Origin of the sequence: Micromonospora sp. NPDC049275, assembly GCF_043197115.1 — a bacterium.
Taxonomy (GTDB): Bacteria; Actinomycetota; Actinomycetes; order Mycobacteriales; family Micromonosporaceae; genus Micromonospora.
Genome location: NZ_JBICSN010000001.1, coordinates 610,581 through 631,241, shown reverse-complemented (window position 1 = coordinate 631,241; position 20,661 = coordinate 610,581). Strand labels below are relative to the sequence as shown.

Here is a 20,661-nt window from a genome sequence, read left to right as displayed (position 1 = left end):
CCGTGGCCGGCCCGATCTCGTTGTGGTGACTTGGTCAGCTCAGCGTGACCGGGGCGATGTCGTTGCCCGGGTTGTCGTCCACCCGGGGGTAGCGGCCGTACGGCTGGACCTCTCCGGCTGCTCCGGTGTTGCTGTCGATCCGCAGATCGAAGGTGACAGTGTTGCTGGTCCCGGCGGGGAACACGGCTCTCGGGCCGTAGCAGAACCAGGTGCGCGTGGGTGCTTCCCCGTCCTCCTCGCCGCCGGTCGGCGCGCAGCCGGGGTGAGCCAGCACGGTTACTCCGGTGGGCGGGGTGAAGTAGAACGACCCGACCGTGTCGCCGGAGTTCGTGCCATCCGGCACGCCCGGCCCCTCGTTACGGATGCCCACGGTGACCCGGACGGTGTCGCCGACGGCACCGGTGACGGCGGCCCCCTGGGCGACGATGTCGAAGGCACCCTGGACCTCGCGCAGGTAGCTCTGCCCGCCGGCGCCGGCCACCTCGACCGGAATCACGCCGAGCGGCTTCCCGACCGGCCGCAGCCGCAGCGCCTGGTCGGTCTCGCGGTGCTTGAGCCGCACACCGCTCGGGAGCGGCCCGGCGGTCGCCAACGGCTCCACGAGCTGGGTGATCCGTTTGTCGCCGAGAGTGGCTGGGCCGACAGTGGTGGCGAACCCGCCACGCAGCTCGTGCCGCTGACCCGGCGCGAACGTGCCCCGCACGGTGCAGACGACAACTGTGGCGAGCACCCGGTCGGTGCCGTACCGGCAGTTGCGGTAGCTCGCCGGGACCAGGCCCACCGCGAAGCGCATGGTGAGCCGCAGGTCGACGGCCGGCTGGTCACCTGCGTTGACGACGGCCACCGGAACGGGGCGCGTGTCGCCCACCTCGACGCCGCTGACGTACTCGTCGACCATGTCGAGCAGGTCGGGACCGGACCGGACGGTGATCGTCGCCTGTTGGGCGTACGCGTCGGTCTGCTCGCCGAGCGCCGTGTAGTCGAGGGTGCCGCTGGCGCCGTCGGCGGCACCGGGAGCGGCCCGGAACACCACAGGCACGACGCCGGTGAGCGTGCCGTCCTCGTCGACGGCGGTAGGTGGCATCGGGCAGGTGACCGAGGTGCCCGCGGTGACACACCACTCGGGGAAGCTTGCCGTCGCGACTCCGGCCAGGCCGGTCAGGTCGATCGTCACCCGGGGCTGGGTGGCCCCGGTGCTGCGGAGGTCGAGCGGCACCGTGCGGCCGGGAGCGCCGGGGCCGCCGACAGTGACGTCTCCGAGCCAACCGCTGACCCAACCGGGGTCGTCGCCCGCCGCGGCGGGCGATCCCGCCACGCCCACCCCTGCGGCGGCCACGACGAGCGCGGCCAGGCCGCGCAGGAGCCCGCCACGCGTAACGCGCACAGATCTCATCGATCTCCTTGGTGAGGGATGAACCGGTCGGAAGAAGCCGGGACTGCTCGCCCACGACCCGACCGGCACCCCTGATCCTAGAGATCGCCTGTGACAGTTTTCGATCAGTCGACAGGGCCGCGATGGCCGTCGGAAAGCCGCTCTATTGGGGACGGACGCCCGGGTCGCCACGCGCGCAGCGCCCGCTCGACCTGGATCGTGACCTGGTACGACACCTCCGGCAGGTCGGCCAGCTCGATCCTTTCTCCGCGCAGCGCCACCTGCGCGTGCAGCTCCCGGGCGATGGCGTCGCGCAGCGCGACCAGCAGGGGCGACAACCCGTCCGGGTCACCGACGACGTACGCGTCCGACATGGATCCACCCTGCCCCGAGCCGGTGTGGCCACGCCAGGGCTGGTGAGATGTGTCCGCCGGGCTTGACCCGGACACGGTCGGCCCGCACGTCGGCTTCCGCTTCGGCGTGCGTGGCAAGGGCGCGGTGTCTCGCGCCCGGTACCCGTTGATCCACTCGACTTCCAGGAAGTCGTGGTGTCCGCGCCCGGTCGGCGTTTGATCCACTCGGTTTCCGTGAACTCGCGGTGTCCTGCTGACCGGAGGCACCGACTTCAAGGAACCCGAGTGGATCTTGTCGTGGCGGCCGCCGAATTGAGGGGTCGGGCCGGGTGGTCGGGTGCGGCGGTCGTGCTGGGTGGTCGGGTGCGGCGGTCGGGCCGGGTGGTCGGGTGCGGCGATCGGGCTGGGTGGCCGCGAGTTGGCGGTCAGGCTGGGTGGTCGGGTGCGGCGGTCGGGCTGGGTGGTCGCCGTGCGGCGGTCGGTGCGGCGGTCGCGGTCAGCCGCCGAACCAGCCGGGTACGTCGAGGCGGAACCAGTTCGCCGCTGCCATGGTGCGCAGGTCGTCCTCCAGCGCGTCGACCCGGTCCGCGCCGAGGGTGTCGGCCCACCGCTCGCGCAGCCGGTCGAAGATCTCGGCCGAGCGGCGCAGGCCGTCGGCACCGCGCGGGGTCACCCGGACCAGCCGGCGACGGGCGTCGGAGGGGTCGTCGACCCGTTCCAGGTAGCCGACGGCGACCAGCCGGTCCACCGTCTTGCCGGCGGCCTGCTTGGAGATGCCCAGTCGTTGACCCAGCTCAGTCGCGGTGGTGCCGTCGGCGCCGACGGCCTGGAGCACGAAGCCGTGCAGTGGCCGCAGCTCAGGATGCCCCTGGCGGGCCAACTCGGCGTGCAGGTCGTCGATCAGGGTGCGGAAGCCGGCCAGCAGCAGCAGGGGCAGCACGAAGCCGGGCCGGTCAGGTTCAGGGGTTGCCATGTTCGACAACCACGTTTACTATTTCGTCAACCACGTTGACTATTGTACGGGATGCGGCACCGGCCCTCCCGACCGGCGCTGCCGAAAGCAGGTACCCATGTCCGTCTTCACCGAGCACACCGCCGAAACCGCCCCCGCCGCCGCCCGTCGGGCCGTCGAGGGGGTGCAGGGCCGGTTCGGCTGGCTGCCTACCGGGGTGGCGCTGATGGCCGAGTCGCCGCAGCTGCTCACCGGCTTCCTCACCGCCAGCGCGGGGTTCGACCAGACCGACCTCGCACCCCTGGAGCGGGAGGTGGTCGTCTTCGCCGTCTCCACCACCTACGAGTGCCACATCTGCGTCGCCCTGCACACCGGCACGCTCACCCGGCTCGGGGCGTCCAACGAGCTGATCGCCGCGCTGCGTTCCGCCACCGAGCTGCCCGAACCACGGCTGGAGGCGCTGCGCCGGTTCACGCTGGCCGTGCTCGACCACCGGGGCGCGGTGCCCGACGACCAGTTGGACGACTTCCTGGCCGCCGGCTACCAGCCCCGGCACGCGCTGGACGTGGTGCTCGGCGTCGGGGCGTACACCATCTCGACCTTCGCCAACCGGCTCACCCGCGCGCGGCTCGACCCGCCGCTGGCCGCCCACGCCTGGGCGCCCGCGGCCTGACCCGTTCGCAGACTGGCCCCCGCCCGCAGGCGACGGCGGGGTCGCTGGTCAGGCCGCTTCGAGGAAGTCGCGCAGCAGGGCGAGCATCTCGTCCGGGCGCTCCTCGTACAGCCAGTGCCCGCAGTCCTCGATCACCTCGCCGCGGACGGTGTCGGCGTACCTGCGGACCTGTTCGGCGATCTGTCCACCGAGGCTGGCCGCCGCGCCGACGGCCAGCACGGGCATCTCGAGCTTCATCTCCCGGTACGCCGCGTTGTCGGCGATGTCCCGCTCGAACGCCCGGAAGTGGGCGAAGCTAGCGCGCAGATGCGCCGGATCGCGCAGGTGGCTGGCGAACTCCTCGATGTCGGGCGCGGCGATGCTGCCCTTGCGCACCATGAGCGCGTCGGTGAACCGGTCCACCCAGAGCGACTCCCGCCCACTGACCATGTCCTCCGGGAGCCCGTTGCCGAGGGAGAAGAAGCCGAAGTTCCACACCCCCGGCCCGGCCTGGGTGAGCGCGGGGAAGGTGTAGATGCTCTCGTCGGGGATCGGCGCCTCGCTGAGCACCAGCCGACTCACCCGCTGCGGATGGGCGGCGGCGTACGCGTACGCCACCATTGTCCCCAGGTCGTGCCCGACCAGCCGGAGGTCACCGACCAGGCCGAGCTGGTCGAGCAGGCCGTGCAGGTCGGCGGCGACTGTCTTCTTGTCGTACCCGCCGGCCGGTGCGTCGCTGCCCCCGAAGCCGCGCAGGTCGGGCGCTACCACGTCGAAGGAGCGCCCCAGCTCGGGCAGGAGGTGTCGCCACATGTACCAGCACTGCGGGTAGCCGTGCAGCAGCACCAGTGGCGGGCCACTGCCGCCACGCACGTAGTTCATGGTGATCTGGCCGACCCGCGCCCGTTGCTCGGTGAACCCCGCCGGAACCCGCTCGCCGCTCATTGCCGCCCCCGTCCCCCGTGCCCTGCCCGGCTACCCGCTCAACCGCCCGGCACGCCCGGGGGATGTGGGTTGATCCACTCGCCTTCCTGGAAATCGCGGTGTCCTGCGGCCGGGGACACCACGGTTTCCTGGAAGCCGAGTCGATCAAGGATGCTGGCCCGGTCATCGCGGGTGTCACACCACCCGGCCTGGGCCGTGCGGGAGCCGGTGCGGGAGACTGGGCGACATGGCGGCTCGTGGCTTCCCGTACACCGATCTCAAGGACTTCCTCGCGGCGCTGGAGCGCGCGGGGGAACTGCGGCGGGTCGACGTCCCCGTCGACCCCACCCTGGAGATCAGCGAGGTGGTCACCCGCACGGTGCGCGCCGGCGGGCCGGCGCTGCTCTTCGAGCACCCCACCCGGGGTGAGATGCCGGTGGCGATCAACCTGTTCGGCACCGAGAAGCGGATGGCGATGGCCCTCGGCGTCGACTCGTTGGACGAGATCGGCGCCCGCATCGGCGCGCTGGTCAAGCCGGAGCTGCCGGTCGGCTGGTCCGGCATCCGCGAGGGCCTCGGCAAGGTCATGCAGCTCAGGTCGGTGCCGCCGCGCAAGGTGAAGACCGCGCCCTGCCAGGAGATCGTCTACCGCGGTGACGACGTCGACCTGAACCGGCTGCCCGGGTTGCAGGTCTGGCCCGACGACGGCGGGATCTTCCACAACTACGGGCTGACCCACACCAAGCACCCGGAGACCGGCAAGCGCAACCTGGGCCTCTACCGGCTCCAGCAGCACGGCCGCAACACCCTGGGCATGCACTGGCAGATCCACAAGGACTCGACGGCCCACCACGCGGTCGCCGAGCGGCTCGGGCAGCGCCTGCCGGTCGCGGTCGCGATCGGCTGCGACCCGGTCGTCTCGTACGCGGCAAGCGCGCCGCTGCCCGGCGACATCGACGAGTACCTGTTCGCCGGGTTCCTGCGCGGCGAGCGGGTGGAGATGGTCGACTGCCTCACCGTCCCGCTGCAGGTGCCGGCGCACGCGCAGATCGTGCTGGAGGGCTACCTGGAGCCCGGCGAGCGGCTGCCCGAGGGGCCGTTCGGCGACCACACCGGCTACTACACCCCTGTCGAGCCGTTCCCGGTGCTGCACATCGAGGCGATGACGATGCAGCGCAAGCCGGTCTACCACTCGATCGTCACCTCGAAGCCGCCGCAGGAGGACCACGGCCTCGGCAAGGCCACCGAGCGGATCTTCCAGCCGCTGCTCAAGCTGATGATCCCGGACATCGTCGACTACGACCTGCCGGCCGCCGGGGTGTTCCACAACTGCGCGATCGTGTCGATCCGCAAGCGCTACCCGAAGCACGCGCAGAAGGTGATGAACGCGATCTGGGGCGCGCACCTCATGTCGCTCACCAAGTTGATCGTGATCGTCGACGAGGACTGCGACGTGCACGACTACAACGAGGTCGCCTTCCGTGCCTTCGGCAACGTCGACTACGCCCGCGACCTGCTGCTCACCGAGGGCCCGGTGGACCACCTGGACCACTCGTCGTACCAGCAGTTCTGGGGCGGCAAGGCCGGCGTCGACGCGACCCGCAAGCTGCCCACCGAGGGCTACACCCGCGGTTGGCCGGAGGAGATGAGCATGGCCCCGGAGGTCACGGCCCTGGTCGACAAGCGCTGGAAGGAGTACGGGATCTGATGGCCGTTATCGACGCACCGGTGGAGAAGCCGGGCCGGGTCAAGTCCTTCCTCAAGCTCGTCACGATCGAGCACTCCGTGTTCGCGTTGCCGTTCGCGTACCTGTCGGCCCTCACCGCCATGCAGGTGAACGGCCGGCACGTACGGTGGCTCGACCTGCTGCTGATCACCGTGGCGATGGTCGGCGCACGGACGTTCGCGATGGCCGCCAACCGGATCCTCGACCGGCGCATCGACGCCCGGAACCCGCGTACCGCCGGGCGGGAACTGGTCACCGGGGCGGTGAGCGTGCGGACGGCCTGGACCGGCGCGGCCGTCGCCCTGGTCGTCTTCCTCGTCGCCGCCGCCCTGCTCAACCCGCTCTGCCTGGTGCTGGCGCCGCTCGCCGTGGTGCCGCTCGTCGTCTACCCGTACGGCAAGCGGTTCACCAACTGGCCGCACGCCATCCTCGGGATCGCCCAGGCGGTCGGCCCGGTCGGCGCCTGGCTGGCGGTCACCGGCACCCTGGACGGCTCCGGGCCGGCCTGGCTGCTCGGCGCGGCCGTCGGCCTGTGGATCGGCGGCTTCGACCTCATCTACGCCTGCCAGGACTCCGAGATCGACCAGGAGATCGGCGTGCACAGCGTGCCCGCCCGGTACGGCAGGCGCTTCGCCCTGCACGCCTCCACCGTCGCGCACGTGGTGACGTTCGGGCTGTTCATCTGGTTCGGCGCGCTGATCGGGTTCGGCTGGCTCTGGTGGATCGGGCTGGCGTTGACGGCTGTCGCGTTCGCCTACCAGCACCTGGTGGTCAGCCCGACCGACCTCAGCAAGGTCAACCGGGCGTTCTTCACCGCCAACGGCTTCGTCGGCATCGCGCTGTTCGTGTTCGCACTGCTCGACCTGGTGATCCGCCTCGACCTGCGCCCCTAGGGCCAGGTCTAGGCGTTTGTCGGGTAGCGGGCGCTCTCCAGCGTCCAGTCGATGGTGCCGCGCACCGCGTACGCGACCCCGTCGAGATGGTCGGTGACCGCCTCGTCCAACGCCGGCCCGAACGACGGCACGGCGGCGCGGAGCGCCTCGAACTGTCGCATCGACTCCCGCCAGCGCTCGGCCACCCGGTCGACCGCCTCCGCCGCGGACACGCCCCACTCGGCCTGCGTGGCCAGGACCAGGTTGTGCCCGCCCGAGGTGGCCCGATCCCGGTCCAGCGAGGCCAGGTCGTTGTACCAGGAGAGCAGGTCGTTGCCGGTGCGCGCGACCTGCCGCAGCAGCGGATGGTGGTAGACCGGGTCGGGCAATTGCCGGCCGGTGACGAACTCCACGAGCGGGTACGACACCTCGGCCGCCGACGTTTCCCGCCGCAACTCGACGTACTCGTCGACGCTGGGTGGGCGGACGGCCTCCTTGTTGACCGCCTCCCGCCAGGTGCCGTCGAGGTGCCGGGCCACCGCGTCGGCGAAGCGCAGCCGCCACCGGGCCGGCATCCGGCGACGCGGCTCCCGCCAGGCCAGCACCAGCAGCCGCCGCAGCGGACCGGTCAGGCCACCGTGCCGCAGCCGGGGGCCGTCGTGCAGCAGTGCCAGCGTCCCGTCGCGCAGCGCCCGGATCTGCGCCGGGGCGAGCCGGTGCGGACCGTCGCAGGCGTCGTCGACGAGGAAGAACCAGGTGAAGAGGGCGGTCAGCACGCGCAGGTCGGCCTCGCTGGCATCGGGGTAGAGCCGCCCCGCGTACCGTGCGAAGCCCCCACGGGCCAACCGGTGCAGTGCGGCGTCGTCGAGTGGCAGACCCAGCTCGGGCAGCAGGCCGAGCAGCCACTGCTGGACCCCGTCCGCGTGCGGCGAGAGCCGGGCAGGAATCGGGCACTCGGCGCGCAGCGCCCAGAGGACCTCGCCGGTCGTCACCGCTGCCTCCCGTGCGATCTGCTCCCGGTGCGAATCGCCACCGGCAGCATGTCAGGTCGCCGGGACGGGGAGGGACCCGCCCGGACATCTCGGACGACAGGCGTCGACCGGATCGCGGGGGTGCCCACCGGCGCGCGACGCGGACCAGGCAGGCTGGAGGGATGCGGGAACCATGGGTGATCGGGGTCTCCGGAGCCTCCGGCACGCCGTACGCGGCGGCAGTGGTCGGCGGGCTACTCGACGCGGGCGAGCCGGTGGACCTCATCGTGTCCCGGGCGGCACGGCTCACCGTGCTCGACGAGACCGGCCTGTCGTTCCGCGACGCGCACTGGGCCGAGGACCTCGCGGCCTGGCTCGACCGGGACCTGACCGACGCGGACGTACGGCACTGGCCGGCGGGCGACCTGGCGGCCGGGCCCAGCAGCGGCTCCTACCGGGTACGTGGAATGGCAGTGGTGCCCGCGAGCACGGCGGCCTGCGCGGGCATCGCAATCGGGCTCTCCAAGGACCTGCTGCAACGCGCCGCCGAGGTCAACCTCAAGGAGCGCCGACCGGTGGTGGTGGTGCCCCGGGAGACCCCGGTGACCCGCAGCCACCTGGAGCATCTCATCGCGTTGCACGACGCCGGGGCGGTGGTGCTGCCGGCCAGTCCAGGCTTCTACGGCGCGGGCGCGGCGGCCAGCGCGCAGCAACTTGTCGACTTCGTGGCCGGCAAGGTGTTGGACGCGCTCGGCGTGCCACACACCCTGTTCCGCCGGTGGTCGGGCCAGCTGGGCGCGGCCCGGAGCTGAGCCCTCGGCTCAGCCCGTGCTGCCGTGCCGCCCGGTGGATCGTCGCAGCGGGACGCGGACCGGACTGGTGTCCGGTCCGCCTGACGTTGTCCGCACCAGTTCAGTACATGCCGGCGTTGGCCGGACCCGGCCCGGTGGAGGCGGCCGGTCCCACATTGCGTGGCTTTCCGACCTCGTCCACCTCGTCCAGCATGCCCTCCCCCTCAAGCAGGGCCCGCACCTCGGATTCCCGAAACCGGCGATGCCCGCCTGGAGTCCGGATGCTTCCTATCCGGCCGGCCGCCGCCCATCTCGTCACAGTTTTCGGGTCCACCCGAAACAGCGCGGCGACCTCACCCGGTGTCAGCAGGCGATCTCCAGTGTCCACAGCCCCCTCCTCGCGTCGACGAAGCCCCTGGCTGAACACACTGCCCCCGGCTGGTGCGAGCCCAGAGCCGTCATGAGGGACGTATGGCAATTACAGCACCAGGGACCTGGCCTGTCCGCCAAACGCGAAAAATGCACTGACTGGGAAGTTAGTAAATGGTACTGGTGCAACCCCTACCTAGACCGTCAGTTTATGAACAGTTACTCACTGTTCTGACCAACGGATGCCGAAGGCATCGCGTTACGCCCAACCCGTTAAGGTCACTCTCCGTGGACGCCATCGACCTGAGCCTCGTCGACCTGCTGCGGGGCAACGCCCGCCTCTCGTACGCCGAGCTGGCCCGACAGGTGGGCCTCTCCGCCCCGGCCGTGCACGAACGCGTCGGCAAGCTGGAGAGCAGCGGCGTGGTCCGGGGCTACCGCGCGGACGTGGAACCCGAGGCGATCGGGCTGGGCGTCACCGCGCTCATCGGCATCGTCGAGGACTCCGGCGCCGACTCGGACGACATGCTGGAGTCGCTGCGGGTGCTGCCCGAGATCGAGTCCTGCTACTTCATGGCCGGCGTCGAGTCGTTCCTCCTCAAGGCCAGGGTCGGCACGATCGCCGAGCTGGAGCAGCTCATCGTGCGGCTGAACCGGACCCCCGGGGTCGCCTCCACACGCACCGCCATCGCCCTCTCCACCAAGTGGGAGAACCGCCCCCAGCCGGTCGGCCCGCAGCCCGCCTGACCCCGGCCCTGGTGTCCTCTGCCGGGCGGCGGTAGCGTGCGCCGATGACCTCGCCGGGACGCGGCGCGGCAGTGGTGACCGGAGCCGCCGGCGGCCTGGGCCGCGCCGTCGCCGCCGCGCTGCACGCCGACGGCTGGTCGGTGTTGCTCACCGACCTCGACCCGGACGCGGCAGCGGCAGCCGCCGTGCCGTTCGGCGGCTGGTCGGCCGCCCTGGACGTCCGCGACGAGATCGCGTGCGCCGAGATCGCGGCGACCGCCGCGACCCGAGGCGGCCTCGGCCTCTGGGTCAACAACGCCGGCATCCTGGTCACCGGCCCCTCCTGGGAGCACGACGGGCCGACCCGCCGCCGCGTGCTCGACGTCAACGCGCTCGGCGCCATGAACGGCACGCTGGCGGCGCTGGCGGTCATGCGCGGCCAGGGCCACGGCCACGTCCTGAACATCGTCTCGCTGGCCGGGCTCGTCGCCGCACCCGGCGAGACGGTGTACGCCGCCAGCAAGCACGCGCTGCTCGCGTTCAGCCTCGGCACCCTGTCCGACCTGCGCATGGCCGGGTACCGGCGGGTGCACGTCTCCTGCCTCTGCCCGGACGGCATCTGGACCCCGATGCTGCACGACCGGCTCGACGACCCGGGCGCGCTGGCCTCGTTCACCGGGTCGATGCTGACGCCGCAGCGGGTGGCCGCCCGCGCGGCCCGGTTGGCCCGCCGACCCCGCCCGGTGGTCAGCCTGCCCCGCTGGCGGGGCGCCCAGGTCCGGCTGCTGGACGCCCTGCCCCGACTCGCCGTCGCACTGACCCCTCTCGTTCAGGCCGCCGGCCGGGCCGGGCAACGCCGACAACGCCGTCGGGGCAGCCCACCGGACCGGCGCTGACCACCGCTGACCTGCTTGCTAGGTTTCCGAGCGTGACTCATCTCGACCGGTGCGACGAGACCAGCCGCAGCTGGGTGACCGAGGCGATCGCCGCCGTCGAGGCGGACGCGAACCGCTCGGCCGACACCCACCTGCTGCCGTTCCCCCTGCCTCGGGCCTGGGGAATCGACCTCTACCTCAAGGACGAGTCGTCACACCCGACCGGCTCGCTGAAGCACCGGCTGGCCCGTTCGCTGTTCCTCTACGGCCTCTGCAACGGCTGGATCGGGCCGCAGACCACGATCGTCGAGGCGTCCTCGGGCTCCACGGCGGTCTCCGAGGCGTACTTCGCCCGGATGCTCGGGCTGCCGTTCATCGCCGTGATGCCCGCCTCCACCTCGCCCGAGAAGATCACGCAGATCGAGTTCCAGGGCGGGCGGTGCCACCTGGTGGACGACCCGGCGAGCGTCGTGGTCGAGGCCCGCTGGCTGGCCGAGGACTCGGGCGGCCACTTCATGGACCAGTTCACGTACGCCGAACGGGCCACCGACTGGCGGGGCAACAACAACATCGCCGAGTCGATCTACGCGCAGTTGGAGTTGGAACGGCACCCCATCCCGGCGTGGGTAGTCGTGGGCGCCGGCACCGGGGGCACCAGCGCCACCATCGGCCGGTACGCCCGCTACCGCCGCCTGGCCACCAAGCTCTGCGTCGTCGACCCGGACAACTCCGCGTTCTATCCAGCCTGGCTGGCCGCCGACTGGTCGGTACGCACCGGCAAGGGCTCCCGCATCGAGGGGATCGGTCGGCCCGCCGTGGAGGCGTCCTTCCTGCCCTCGGTCGTGGACCGGATGGTCCAGGTGCCGGATGCCGCCTCGCTGGCCGCGATGCGCGCCGGCTCGGCGGTGCTCGGCCGCCGCGTGGGCGGCTCCACCGGCACCAACCTGTGGGGCGCGTTCGGCCTGATCGCCGGAATGCTCGCCGAGGGCCGCACCGGCTCGGTGGTCAGTCTGATCTGTGACGCCGGTGACCGGTACGCCGACACGTACTACTCCGACGACTGGGTGGCCGCCCAGGGCCTCGACCTGGCACCCCATGCCGCCACCATCGAGCGCTTCCTCACCACCGGCGCCTGGCCCGCCTGAGCAGCACGTTCCCGCCGGGCTGTCCCTGGGCGAGGGCTCTGGCCTGCGATGCGGGTCTGCTTCGGCTGCCGGCCCGGCGGCGTGTCGGATCGGCTCGGTCAGCGTGGGTCGATGCGCTCCGCCAGGCCGGGGTAGCGCACCACATAGCCGTCGGCGTCCAGGTCGATGTCGGCGGTGAAGGTGCCGCTGGCGAACCGCACCCGACCCGGCCCGAGCCCGCTGTAGATCTGCTCGGCCGGCACCACCTCCAGGCCGGGCAGCAGCACCCACGCGACGGTGATCCGGTGCGGCATGTCGGCCGGCCCGCTGGTCAGCCCGAGCCGGCGCACCGGGCCGGAGTTGAACAGCGGCGAACCACTCAGGTCGACGTCGAGCGCCTCGGCCAGCCGATCCGGGTCGTCGGTGCCCGGCAGGCCGGCCCGGGGATGCCCGGCCCCGGTCAGCGCGGCGTCCAGGTTGCCCTGCTCGGCGGTTGTCACCCGCCACCGGGACGCGGCCCGCTCCAGGGTCACCCGGCGCATCCAGCCGGACCCCTCGGCCTCGACCTCGACCCGGGCGGCGCTCCAGTCGGGCGCGGTGGTCAACCGGTAGCGGGCGGTGAACGGGATCGGGTCGACGGCGAGCAGGGTGCCCCGCGCCGCGAGCCCGTCGCCGTCGGTGAGCAGGGCCTGCTCACTGCCGGCGGTGTCCGTCCGGGACCAGAAGATCGACTTCGGCATGGTCGCCATGAGCCGGACGTTACGCGACCGGACCGACATCGGCAGGGCATGCGCGAACGCCGCCGCGAAGCATGCGCTCCGCGACGGCGTTCGGGTGGATCAGTGCGTCAGTGGGTACGCGCCGTCGGCCGGCCGCCGAAACCGCGCCTGTCGTCACGCGGCCTGTCGTCACGCGGCCTGTCGTCCCGACCGCGGCCCTCGGAGCGGTAACCACCCCGGGTGTCCCGGTCGGCGAAACGCCGCTCACCGCCCGGCCGGTCACCCCGGTCAGCCTGCGGGCGGTCGCTGTAGCGCCGCTCGCCGGTGGGTCGGTCGCCGTACTGGCGGTCGCCCTGCGGACGGTCGCCGAAGCGGCGCTCACCCTGCGGACGGTCGCCGTACTGCCGGTCGCCGGTGGGTCGGTCGCCGAAGCGCCGCTCGCCGGTGGGCCGGTCGCCGTACTGCCGGTCGCTGGCCGGCTGGTCGCCGTAGCGCCGCTCACCCTGCGGTCGGTCGCCGTAGCGCCGCTCGCCGGTGGGCCGGTCGCCCCGGCCATCCCGGTCACCGAACTGCGGGCGGTCGCCGAAGCGGCGGTCGCCACCGGGTCGGTCGCCGTAACCCCGGCTGTCCCGATCGGCATGGCGGCGCTCGCCGGTCGGCCGGTCGCCGTACTGCCGGTCGCTGGTCGGCCGGTCGCCGTAGCGCCGCTCACCCTGCGGCCGGTCGCCGTAGCGGCGTTCGCCGGTGGGCCGGTCGCCGAAGCGACGCGGACCGCCGGAACGGTCGTCGAAGCGACGCGAGCCGCCGGAGCGGTCGCCGTAGCCGCGCGGCTCCGCCTCGACGCGGACCGGGACGCCGCTGGGCTCACGGGCGCCGATCAGCTCGCCCAGCACCGGGTCGCCGACCCGAACCCGGGTCTCGGCCGGTGCCACGCCCGCCTTCTCCAGCATTGCGAGGGTCGTACGGCGCTGCTTGGGCAGCACCAGCGTGGCGACCGCGCCGGACTCGCCGGCCCGGGCGGTGCGGCCGGCGCGGTGCAGGTAGTCCTTCGGGTCCTTCGGGGGGTCGACGTGCAGCACCAGGGTGACACCGTCGACGTGGATGCCCCGGGCCGCCACGTCCGTGGCGACCAGGACGTTCATCCGGCCCTCACGGAACTCGGCCAGGGTCTTGGTCCGCATCCGCTGGGTCTTGCCGCCGTGCAGGCCACCGGCCCGGACGCCGACCGCCGCGAGCTGCTCGACCAGCCGGTCGACGCCCAGTTGGGTACGCGCGAAGACCATCGTCCGCCCGTCACGAGCCGCGATCGAGGCGGCCACCGGGAACTTCTCGTGCGGCGGGATCAGGAGCATGTGGTGATCCATGGTGGACACCGACGCGGTGGACGGCGCGGTGGAATGGGTCACCGGGTCGTTCATGAAACGCCTGACCAGCGCGTCGACGTCACCGTCGAGGGTGGCCGAGAAGAGCAGCCGCTGACCGTTGGCCGGCGTCTTCGCCAGCAGTTCGGTCACCTCGGGCAGGAAGCCCATGTCGGCCATCTGGTCGGCCTCGTCGAGCACCGTCACCTCGACGTCGTCGAGCTGGCAGATGCCCCGCTCGATCAGGTCGCCGAGCCGGCCCGGGGTCGCCACGATGATCTCCACGCCGCGGCGCAGCGCGTCGATCTGGCGGTCGTACGGAACGCCGCCGACGGCGGTCTTCAGGAAGATACCGACGGACTTGCCAAGCGGCACCAGGGCGTCGTTGACCTGCATGGCCAACTCCCGGGTGGGGACCAGGACCAGGGCGCGCGGACGCATCGGCCGGGCCCGGTTGCGGTTGGCCAGCCGGGCGATCATCGGCAGACCGAAGGCGAGCGTCTTGCCCGAACCGGTCTGCCCGCGGCCCAGCACGTCCCGGCCGGCGAGCGCGTCCGGAACGGTGGCCCGCTGGATCTCGAACGGGCTGGTGATGCCCTGTTGCGCCAGTGCCCGAACCAGCGGCTCGGGCAGGCCGAGGCTCGCGAAGTCGACCGAATCAGCGGTCTCGGCCAGCGTCGGGTTGGCAGCGGTCACCACCGGTGCGGCGGCGGGGGTCTCCGGGGCGGCGTCGATCGCCACCGGGGCGGAATCGAAAACGGTCGGAACGTTGCTGGGGTCAGCAGAGGTGGTCAACAAATGCCTTTCGAGCGGGGCGCATCTTCGCGATGGCCTGCCGCGGCTGTGCCGCCGGATCGCCCGCAAGATCGCCCATGGGCGCGCACCACGCGCACCGGGTCAGTGATCTCGACCAGTGTACGGCGGTTCGGCGAAGCCGCCAGCCGGTTGACCGACGGTAGTGGGCGGACTCACGGACCCGCGATGGCACCCGGCCGTCGGATCAGCTGTTGAGCACCCCGCCCACCAGGCCGTCCATGGCATCGTTCGCGAGCAGGACGACCAGCACACTGATCGCCACCAGCAGCCCCAACGCGGCGATCAGAACGATTACCACCCGGGTGTTTCGCGACCGTTCGGCCGGCGCGTCCGACCAGCCCTGGGCGAGGATGTGCCCGGTCAGCGAGCCGGAATTCTCCACCGCCGCGTTGGCCGGCAGGGCAATCGTGGCGAACCCCGGCCCCTCACCGCTGCCGTAGACGGTGCCCGCGAGTTCGGTGCCGCCGTCGCGCCTCCCGGCGCGGGGGCCGGCGGGCGAGTCCCGCCGAGCAGGGCCGCCCGACGGCGTGGTCGTCCGGTAGCCCGTACCACCGGTCGCCGGGGCGCCTGCGTTGGTCGGCGTACCGGCGGTGGTCGGCGTACCGGCGGTGGACGGTGGCCAGCTCGGCAGCGCGGGCGCGGGCACCACCGGTGGGGCCGAGACGGGTGCCTCGGTCCGGGTGCTGCTCGGGGCCGACGACGCGCCAGCCGATGCCCATGCGCTGCGCGGGGCCGACGATGCGTCATCCGACATCGGCTGTGCCGTGGACGGGGCAGCCTGCGGGGCGCTGACGGTTCGCGGTGCCGCTCCGGGGGCGGAGGACCAGGCCGGCACCGCTGCCGGTGGTGCCGATACCGACGCGGTGGCCCGTACTCCCGATTCGGAGGACGCGCCGGAGACCTGCCGGTCGAAGTCGGCGCGCTCGACCGGCGACGAGGCGGACCATCCGGCCGGGCCGGCCGGCGGTGCGGAAACCGACGCGGTGGCCCGTACGCCCTGCGTGCCGATCGTCGCCGGGGGCGGCGGAAACGGTGGTGCCGGCATCGGACCGGGCGACGGCGGTGGTGCGGGCACCGGCGGGCCGGGCGGCGGCATCGGAGGCCCGGGGACGGGCGGTGTCGGCGGGCCCGGCAAGGGTGGCAGCGGCGAGGGCGGCGGTACGGGTGGACCGGGCACGGGCGGTACCGGGTCGGGCGGCGGCGTGGGGAAGGGGCCCGGCGTCGGCGACGGACCGGGCGGGTACGGACCCGGACTCGGCGCGGGCTCCGGCTCACCCGGCCCGGGAGGCGTCGGTTCCGGGGTCGGCGGCACGGGAGGCTGCGCCGGTCCCGGGGGCTGCGCCGGCTCCGGCGCCTCGGAACTCACCGGCCCCGACCGGTAGACGGCGGACGTGCTCGCCCGGGAGTCCGGCGTACCCTCGCTGCCGGCCGTGACCCGGCTGCTGCCCGGCACGGTGGCGCTGGCCCGAGCCGGGGCGGTCGAGCTGGCCCGCTGTCCGGGCAACGGGACGCCGGCCGGACTGGCCGAACCGCCCGCCCGATAGGTCGTCGCGCTGGCCGGAGCGCTCGCCGGGAGATCACCTGGCAGTGCTCCGGCGGTCGCGACGCTCGCGCGGGCCCGCACGGGAGCCGCGGCAGCCGGCCCGGGGCCGGGGTCATCCGACGGCTGCTCGACGTCCCCGCCCGAGGCGAGCGCGACGACGTTGTCGCCGGCGTCGGCGCGAACGCCATCCGCGTCGGCGCGAACGCCATCCGCGTCGGCAGCGGCCGAATCGGCGGCGTCGTCCGCGTCGGCGCGAACGCCATCCGCAGCGGCGGCGGCCGAATCGGCGGCGTCATCCACTTCGGCGGCCTTCGCGTCGGCGGCCTTCGCGTCGAGCGCGGCGGCCTCCGTTGCGATCTGCCCGTCGCGTACACCGGCGGCTTCGCCGTCGACCTTGCCAGCCTCCGTCAGCGCCGGGTCGTCGGCGGCCCCGGAAGGCGCGGCGTCGGTGGCTCCGGCGTCGGTGGCGGTGCTGTGCCGCCGCACGGCACCGGCACCGGCAGCGCCGGTGTCGGTCGCCGGATCGGCGGTGGTCAGCCTCGGCGGGTCGGCCCGGTCGACGACGGGGTCGACACTCTCCACCGGATCTCTCTGCTCGGCCATCTCCGCCCTCCGCGCCACGCTCGCACCCGGCCCGTGACATCGGACCGGGTGTGCCTGGTTGTCACCGTGCCACAGATCGCCCCGGGCGGACAGCCGGAGCCCGTGTGGTGGCTCAGCGGTCGGTGCTCGAGCTGCTCGTCGGGCTGTCGCTTGTCGTTCCGCTCCTGCTGGTGGACGGCGCGGCGGGCACGGAGGCCGACGAACTGGCCGGTGCCGTGGTGGGCGGCGTCGGCAGGGTCGTCGGCGTGTTGGTCGGGCTGCCCGTCGGGGTCGGCGTGCTGCCGCCGGTCGGCTTCGGGGTCGGAGTCGGGGTCGGGGTGCCGGTGGGCTTCGGGGTGGCCGATCCGGTCGGCTTGGGCGTCGGCTTGGTGGTCGGCGTCGGCTTCGGCGGGGGAGTCGGCTTGGTGGTGGGGGGCGGGGGCACGTTCGGAGTCGGCACCGCGCCGATCACCCGGGTCGCGGCGTAGAGCCGGGACCAGTTGACCACCGAGACCTTGACCACGTCGCCGGTCGTGGGCGCCTGCACCATCTTGCCGTTGCCGATGTACATGGCGACGTGGTGGATCGTGGTCCAGCTGCTGCCGGAGGCGAAGAACATCAGGTCGCCGGGGAGCAGTGCGTTCTGCGGCACGGTGCGGGCCCGGGTGGCGGCGTACTGGTCGCGGGAGACCCGAGGCAGGTCGAAGTAGTCGGCCCCCGGGGATCGGTACGCCGCCCACATCAGACCCGAGCAGTCGAACGCGTCCGGCCCCTCCTCGGACCACTTGTAGGGGTCGCCGCGCTGGGCGAGCGCGTACCGGACGGCGGCCAGCGCCCGCGGGTGCGCGGACATCCCGTTGCTGCTCTGGCCGGCGACGTAACCCGCGCCCAGCTGCTGCTCGCTGGCCTCCTGCTGACGCTCGATCTCGATCAGCTGCGCGGCGTTGTCCTTGCGCAGTTTGAGCAGGCTGGCCTCGGCGGTGCGCAGGGCCTTCTCGCCGGTGGCGAACTCGGCCTCGGCGGCGTCGACGGCGGCCTTGGCAGTGGTGTGCGCCTGGTAGGCGGCCTGCTCGCTGGCGCGGGCCCGGGACAACTCGCCGGCCACGGCGGTGGTAGCGCCCTCGACCTTCTGGCCGCGGTTGATCCGCTGGAGCCGGCTCAGGCCCTGGATGTCGTCGGCGAAGTCGCCGGGTGGCAGGGCAGCAGCCGCCTTGACCGCGTCCGAGGCGGCCGCGTCGGCTGCCTGCTGGGCGCGGAGCAGGGTGTCCTGCGTGGTCGCCAGCACCTTGCCGGCGGCGGCGAGCTGCGCCTGCGCGTCGGTGCGTTTCTGTCGAATGAGCAGCAGTTGGTCGCCGAGCAGGCCGACCTGGCTCTCGGCGGCGGCGACCTGGGCGGCCAGCGGGCCGGTGCCGATGTTGGCCACCGGCGGGGCGGGGACGCCGACGACGGGCGGGCTGCCGGGCACCTGCGGCGCGCCGATCGCCGGCGGGCGGGCGCCGGTGTCCGGCACCGTCGTGGGCACGCTGGGCTCGGCGTACGCGGGGGTGGCCAGCACGGCGGCGGCGATCGCGCCGAGCAGGGCGGCCCAGAGCTTCGGTCGCAGCACCGGCGAGATCACCGGGCTCCGTCGTCGCTGCCGTCGCCCGCGCCCGCTGTCGACCATTCCACTCCCCGTCCGGTGCTCGGCGCCGCGCTCGGTGGGCACGGCCGTCGGGACGCTACCAGTGTGTGAGTTCCGCCCCACCTTGTCTTACCGCACGATGGCAGTGATGTCGATGCATCGGCGGGTTACGGGAGGCTGAGAGTCCGGTGAACTGGATCGCTGCCGCCGACCGTGCCGCCGGGGCCACCCGAGTGCCGACGTACCCTCGGGAGGGACCGCAGGTGGAAGGGACGTGCCATGGACGCCGGACTCAAGCGTGAGCTCGAAGCGAAGGTGTACGCCGGTGAGCGGCTGAGCCGCGAGGACGGGATCGCCCTCTACGACAGCGACGACCTGACCTGGTTGGGGCGGCTGGCGCACCACAAGCGCACCGAGCTCAACGGCGAACGCGTGATGTTCAACGTCAACCGGCACCTCAACCTCACAAACGTGTGCTCGGCGTCGTGTGCGTACTGCTCGTTCCAGCGCAAGCCGGGTGAGAAGGACGCGTACACGATGCGGATCGACGAGGCGGTTCGCAAGGCCAAGGAGATGGAGGACGAGCAGCTCACCGAGCTGCACATCGTCAACGGCCTGCACCCGACGCTGCCGTGGCGCTACTACCCGAAGGTGCTGCGCGAGCTGAAGGCGGCGCTGCCGAACGTCAAGCTCAAGTGCTTCACGGCGACCGAGGTCCAGTGGTTCGAGAAGATCAGTGGCCTGAGCGCCGACGAGATCCTCGACGAGCTGATGGACGCCGGCCTGGAGTCGCTGACCGGCGGTGGCGCGGAGATCTTCGACTGGGAGGTCCGGCAGCACATCGTCGACCACGCCTGCCACTGGGAGGACTGGTCGCGGATCCATGCCCTCGCGCACCGCAAGGGCATGAAGACCCCGGCGACCATGCTGTACGGCCACATCGAGGAGCCCCGGCACCGGGTCGACCACGTGCTCCGGCTGCGCGAGTTGCAGGACGAGACCGGTGGCTTCGCGGTCTTCATCCCGCTGCGCTACCAGCACGACTTCGTCGACTCGGCGGACGGCAAGATCCGTAACCGGATCCAGGCGCGCACCACGATGGCCTCGCCGGCCGAGTCGCTGAAGACGTTCGCCGTGTCCCGGCTGCTCTTCGACAACGTGCCGCACCTGAAGAACTTCTGGGTCATGCACGGTCTCTCGGTGGCCCAGCTCTCGCTGAACTTCGGCGTGGACGACCTGGACGGCTCGGTGGTCGAATACAAGATCACCCACGACGCCGACTCGTACGGCACCCCGAACACCATGCACCGCGACGACCTGCTGCACCTGATCTGGGATGCCGGGTTCCAGCCGGTCGAGCGGGACACCCGCTACAACGTGGTCCGGGAGTACGACAAGGCGCCGTCGCTGGCCGAGCGCCGCGCCGAGCCGCAGCAGGTCTGGGCCTGAGGCACCACGTACCCTCGCAGTCGATGACCGAGCAGCGCGGATCCGAGCAGCAGGGCGGGTTTCCCCGGCGGGACGCCGAGGGACGCGTGCGTACCCTTGGTGACCTGCTCGGGGTGTGCCTGGCCGGCCTGGTGATCGGCGTGCTGGCGCTCGTGTTGTTCGAGTGGGCGTTCGCCTCGTTCGGCGCCGGCGACTTCGGCCACACCAACGGTTGGCTGGCGGTGATCCTGCCGGCCTGGCTGTTCTGGGACGACTTCCGGGCCTGGGATTTCGGTGCGGCCCGGGTGGTGGCGGCGCTCGTCGCGCTTGCCGTCGCGCTGCTCGTGGGGCTGGTGGTCGCCGGGTTGGGTGCCGGGTTCCCGGCGCTGCTGTCCGGCGCGTTGGGGGCGGCGGCGTTCACAGTGGCGTACGCGATGGTCTGGTTCCCCGGCGTCCGTTGGCTGGCCCGCCGGACCGGCTGACCCCGACCGCCCGCCGGGCGGGTCGACCTCCGCCGACACCGGCGGGCGAGCAGAGAGCGGAGTGGTGCAGGTGAGCGCGGCGGTCAAGTACACGCTGGGCCGGGTCGGGCTGTTCGTCGCCGTGTTGGCCGGCCTCTGGCTGGTCGACATGAACGTGTTTCTGAAGTTGATGCTGGCGCTGGTCTTCTCCGCCGCGCTCTCCTTCTTCCTGTTGCGCGGCTGGCGCGACGAGATGGCCGCTGAGATGGCCGACGCGGCCGACCGCCGCCGCACGGAGAAGGAACGTCTCCGCGCAGCCCTGGCCGGCGAAGACCAACCCCCCACCCCGCCCACCGACTCCTAGAGTTGATCATGAAGTTATTGCCGCGACACGCCGAGTAGTCGGGCAATAACTTCATGATC

Annotated in this window: 20 protein-coding genes; 10 read left to right on the top strand and 10 right to left on the bottom strand. The window is 72.5% G+C overall.

The genetic code is table 11. From position 1 onward, the window contains the following. Positions 1–34 precede the first annotated feature (34 nt). The 3 genes from ACGFIE_RS02960 to ACGFIE_RS02950 form a co-directional block, all read right to left on the bottom strand. Positions 35–1,393: a hypothetical protein gene (locus tag ACGFIE_RS02960; protein WP_393290386.1), complete on the bottom strand. Its 1,359-nt coding sequence runs from the start codon at positions 1,391–1,393 to the stop codon at positions 35–37. A gap of 104 nt (positions 1,394–1,497) precedes the next feature. Further along, on the bottom strand, positions 1,498–1,746 hold the full coding sequence (locus ACGFIE_RS02955) for a hypothetical protein (RefSeq protein ID WP_363681321.1): 249 nt from the start codon (positions 1,744–1,746) through the stop codon (positions 1,498–1,500). A gap of 475 nt (positions 1,747–2,221) precedes the next feature. Beyond that, positions 2,222–2,698, bottom strand: coding sequence for a MarR family winged helix-turn-helix transcriptional regulator (locus ACGFIE_RS02950; protein ID WP_393290384.1), 477 nt, complete (start codon positions 2,696–2,698; stop codon positions 2,222–2,224). Between the two features lie 97 nt (positions 2,699–2,795). Here ACGFIE_RS02950 and ACGFIE_RS02945 point away from each other — a divergent pair, with 97 nt between their 5' ends. Beyond that, on the top strand, positions 2,796–3,350 hold the full coding sequence (locus ACGFIE_RS02945; RefSeq protein ID WP_393290381.1) for a carboxymuconolactone decarboxylase family protein: 555 nt from the start codon (positions 2,796–2,798) through the stop codon (positions 3,348–3,350). A 48-nt stretch (positions 3,351–3,398) separates the two neighbouring features. On the opposite strand, the gene ACGFIE_RS02940 is transcribed toward ACGFIE_RS02945, so the two are convergent. After that, positions 3,399–4,274, bottom strand: coding sequence for an alpha/beta fold hydrolase (locus ACGFIE_RS02940; RefSeq protein ID WP_393290379.1), 876 nt, complete (start codon positions 4,272–4,274; stop codon positions 3,399–3,401). 226 nt (positions 4,275–4,500) lie between these two features. On the opposite strand from ACGFIE_RS02940, the gene ACGFIE_RS02935 reads away from it, so the two are divergent. After that, positions 4,501–5,961, top strand: coding sequence for a menaquinone biosynthesis decarboxylase (locus ACGFIE_RS02935; RefSeq protein WP_393290377.1), 1,461 nt, complete (start codon positions 4,501–4,503; stop codon positions 5,959–5,961). After that, positions 5,961–6,872 carry a menaquinone biosynthesis prenyltransferase MqnP gene (gene mqnP, locus ACGFIE_RS02930; protein WP_393290375.1) on the top strand — a complete coding sequence of 304 codons (912 nt, stop codon included), beginning with the start codon at positions 5,961–5,963 and terminating at the stop codon, positions 6,870–6,872. Before ACGFIE_RS02935 ends, mqnP begins: the two co-directional genes overlap by 1 nt. A gap of 8 nt (positions 6,873–6,880) precedes the next feature. Here mqnP and ACGFIE_RS02925 read toward each other — a convergent pair whose 3' ends face one another. Beyond that, entirely contained in the window at positions 6,881–7,843 is a 963-nt protein-coding gene (locus tag ACGFIE_RS02925; protein ID WP_393290373.1) for a terpene synthase, read from the bottom strand. 161 nt (positions 7,844–8,004) lie between these two features. Between ACGFIE_RS02925 and ACGFIE_RS02920 the strand changes: the two genes are divergently transcribed. Then, a complete protein-coding gene (locus ACGFIE_RS02920; protein WP_363681334.1) occupies positions 8,005–8,634 on the top strand; it encodes a UbiX family flavin prenyltransferase in 630 nt (209 codons plus the stop codon). Positions 8,635–8,734: 100 nt separating this feature from the next. On the opposite strand, the gene ACGFIE_RS02915 is transcribed toward ACGFIE_RS02920, so the two are convergent. Beyond that, positions 8,735–9,001, bottom strand: coding sequence for a BldC family transcriptional regulator (locus ACGFIE_RS02915; protein WP_007454516.1), 267 nt, complete (start codon positions 8,999–9,001; stop codon positions 8,735–8,737). 269 nt (positions 9,002–9,270) lie between these two features. On the opposite strand from ACGFIE_RS02915, the gene ACGFIE_RS02910 reads away from it, so the two are divergent. The 3 genes from ACGFIE_RS02910 to ACGFIE_RS02900 are packed head-to-tail and all read left to right on the top strand — an operon-like array spanning position 9,271 to position 11,728. Further along, positions 9,271–9,729 carry an Lrp/AsnC family transcriptional regulator gene (locus ACGFIE_RS02910; RefSeq protein WP_363681336.1) on the top strand — a complete coding sequence of 153 codons (459 nt, stop codon included), beginning with the start codon at positions 9,271–9,273 and terminating at the stop codon, positions 9,727–9,729. Between the two features lie 44 nt (positions 9,730–9,773). Then, positions 9,774–10,604, top strand: a complete 831-nt coding sequence (locus ACGFIE_RS02905; RefSeq protein WP_393290371.1) for an SDR family NAD(P)-dependent oxidoreductase — start codon at positions 9,774–9,776, stop codon at positions 10,602–10,604. A 32-nt stretch (positions 10,605–10,636) separates the two neighbouring features. Continuing rightward, positions 10,637–11,728 (top strand): PLP-dependent cysteine synthase family protein, encoded by a 1,092-nt coding sequence (locus tag ACGFIE_RS02900; RefSeq protein ID WP_393290368.1) that lies wholly within the window; start codon positions 10,637–10,639, stop codon positions 11,726–11,728. Positions 11,729–11,826: 98 nt separating this feature from the next. Here ACGFIE_RS02900 and ACGFIE_RS02895 read toward each other — a convergent pair whose 3' ends face one another. The 4 genes from ACGFIE_RS02895 to ACGFIE_RS02880 form a co-directional block, all read right to left on the bottom strand. Further along, positions 11,827–12,447, bottom strand: coding sequence for a putative glycolipid-binding domain-containing protein (locus ACGFIE_RS02895; RefSeq protein WP_363681445.1), 621 nt, complete (start codon positions 12,445–12,447; stop codon positions 11,827–11,829). 107 nt (positions 12,448–12,554) lie between these two features. Beyond that, positions 12,555–14,528, bottom strand: coding sequence for a DEAD/DEAH box helicase (locus ACGFIE_RS02890; RefSeq protein WP_393290366.1), 1,974 nt, complete (start codon positions 14,526–14,528; stop codon positions 12,555–12,557). 259 nt (positions 14,529–14,787) lie between these two features. Beyond that, entirely contained in the window at positions 14,788–16,749 is a 1,962-nt protein-coding gene (locus tag ACGFIE_RS02885) for a hypothetical protein (protein ID WP_393290364.1), read from the bottom strand. 112 nt (positions 16,750–16,861) lie between these two features. Then, positions 16,862–18,391 (bottom strand): C40 family peptidase, encoded by a 1,530-nt coding sequence (locus tag ACGFIE_RS02880; protein ID WP_393291261.1) that lies wholly within the window; start codon positions 18,389–18,391, stop codon positions 16,862–16,864. A gap of 237 nt (positions 18,392–18,628) precedes the next feature. Here ACGFIE_RS02880 and mqnE point away from each other — a divergent pair, with 237 nt between their 5' ends. The 3 genes from mqnE to ACGFIE_RS02865 all read left to right on the top strand — a co-directional run bounded on the left by mqnE (position 18,629) and on the right by ACGFIE_RS02865 (position 20,602). Further along, positions 18,629–19,798 carry an aminofutalosine synthase MqnE gene (gene mqnE / locus ACGFIE_RS02875; RefSeq protein WP_354853815.1) on the top strand — a complete coding sequence of 390 codons (1,170 nt, stop codon included), beginning with the start codon at positions 18,629–18,631 and terminating at the stop codon, positions 19,796–19,798. Between the two features lie 23 nt (positions 19,799–19,821). Then, positions 19,822–20,259, top strand: a complete 438-nt coding sequence (locus ACGFIE_RS02870) for a hypothetical protein (RefSeq protein WP_363681345.1) — start codon at positions 19,822–19,824, stop codon at positions 20,257–20,259. A gap of 70 nt (positions 20,260–20,329) precedes the next feature. Further along, positions 20,330–20,602: a DUF4229 domain-containing protein gene (locus ACGFIE_RS02865; RefSeq protein WP_363681347.1), complete on the top strand. Its 273-nt coding sequence runs from the start codon at positions 20,330–20,332 to the stop codon at positions 20,600–20,602. The last annotated feature ends 59 nt before the right edge of the window (positions 20,603–20,661 follow it).

Bases quoted from the DNA above. Each gene is read 5' to 3' on its own strand.
- ACGFIE_RS02960 (WP_393290386.1), bottom strand. From the start codon at position 1,393: ATGAGATCTGTGCGCGTTACGCGTGGCGGGCTCCTGCGCGGCCTGGCC.
- ACGFIE_RS02955 (WP_363681321.1), bottom strand. From the start codon at position 1,746: ATGTCGGACGCGTACGTCGTCGGTGACCCGGACGGGTTGTCGCCCCTG.
- ACGFIE_RS02950 (WP_393290384.1), bottom strand. From the start codon at position 2,698: ATGGCAACCCCTGAACCTGACCGGCCCGGCTTCGTGCTGCCCCTGCTG.
- ACGFIE_RS02945 (WP_393290381.1), top strand. From the start codon at position 2,796: ATGTCCGTCTTCACCGAGCACACCGCCGAAACCGCCCCCGCCGCCGCC.
- ACGFIE_RS02940 (WP_393290379.1), bottom strand. From the start codon at position 4,274: ATGAGCGGCGAGCGGGTTCCGGCGGGGTTCACCGAGCAACGGGCGCGG.
- ACGFIE_RS02935 (WP_393290377.1), top strand. From the start codon at position 4,501: ATGGCGGCTCGTGGCTTCCCGTACACCGATCTCAAGGACTTCCTCGCG.
- mqnP (WP_393290375.1), top strand. From the start codon at position 5,961: ATGGCCGTTATCGACGCACCGGTGGAGAAGCCGGGCCGGGTCAAGTCC.
- ACGFIE_RS02920 (WP_363681334.1), top strand. From the start codon at position 8,005: ATGCGGGAACCATGGGTGATCGGGGTCTCCGGAGCCTCCGGCACGCCG.
- ACGFIE_RS02905 (WP_393290371.1), top strand. From the start codon at position 9,774: ATGACCTCGCCGGGACGCGGCGCGGCAGTGGTGACCGGAGCCGCCGGC.
- ACGFIE_RS02895 (WP_363681445.1), bottom strand. From the start codon at position 12,447: ATGCCGAAGTCGATCTTCTGGTCCCGGACGGACACCGCCGGCAGTGAG.
- ACGFIE_RS02885 (WP_393290364.1), bottom strand. From the start codon at position 16,749: ATGGCCGAGCAGAGAGATCCGGTGGAGAGTGTCGACCCCGTCGTCGAC.
- ACGFIE_RS02880 (WP_393291261.1), bottom strand. From the start codon at position 18,391: ATGGTCGACAGCGGGCGCGGGCGACGGCAGCGACGACGGAGCCCGGTG.
- mqnE (WP_354853815.1), top strand. From the start codon at position 18,629: ATGGACGCCGGACTCAAGCGTGAGCTCGAAGCGAAGGTGTACGCCGGT.
- ACGFIE_RS02870 (WP_363681345.1), top strand. From the start codon at position 19,822: ATGACCGAGCAGCGCGGATCCGAGCAGCAGGGCGGGTTTCCCCGGCGG.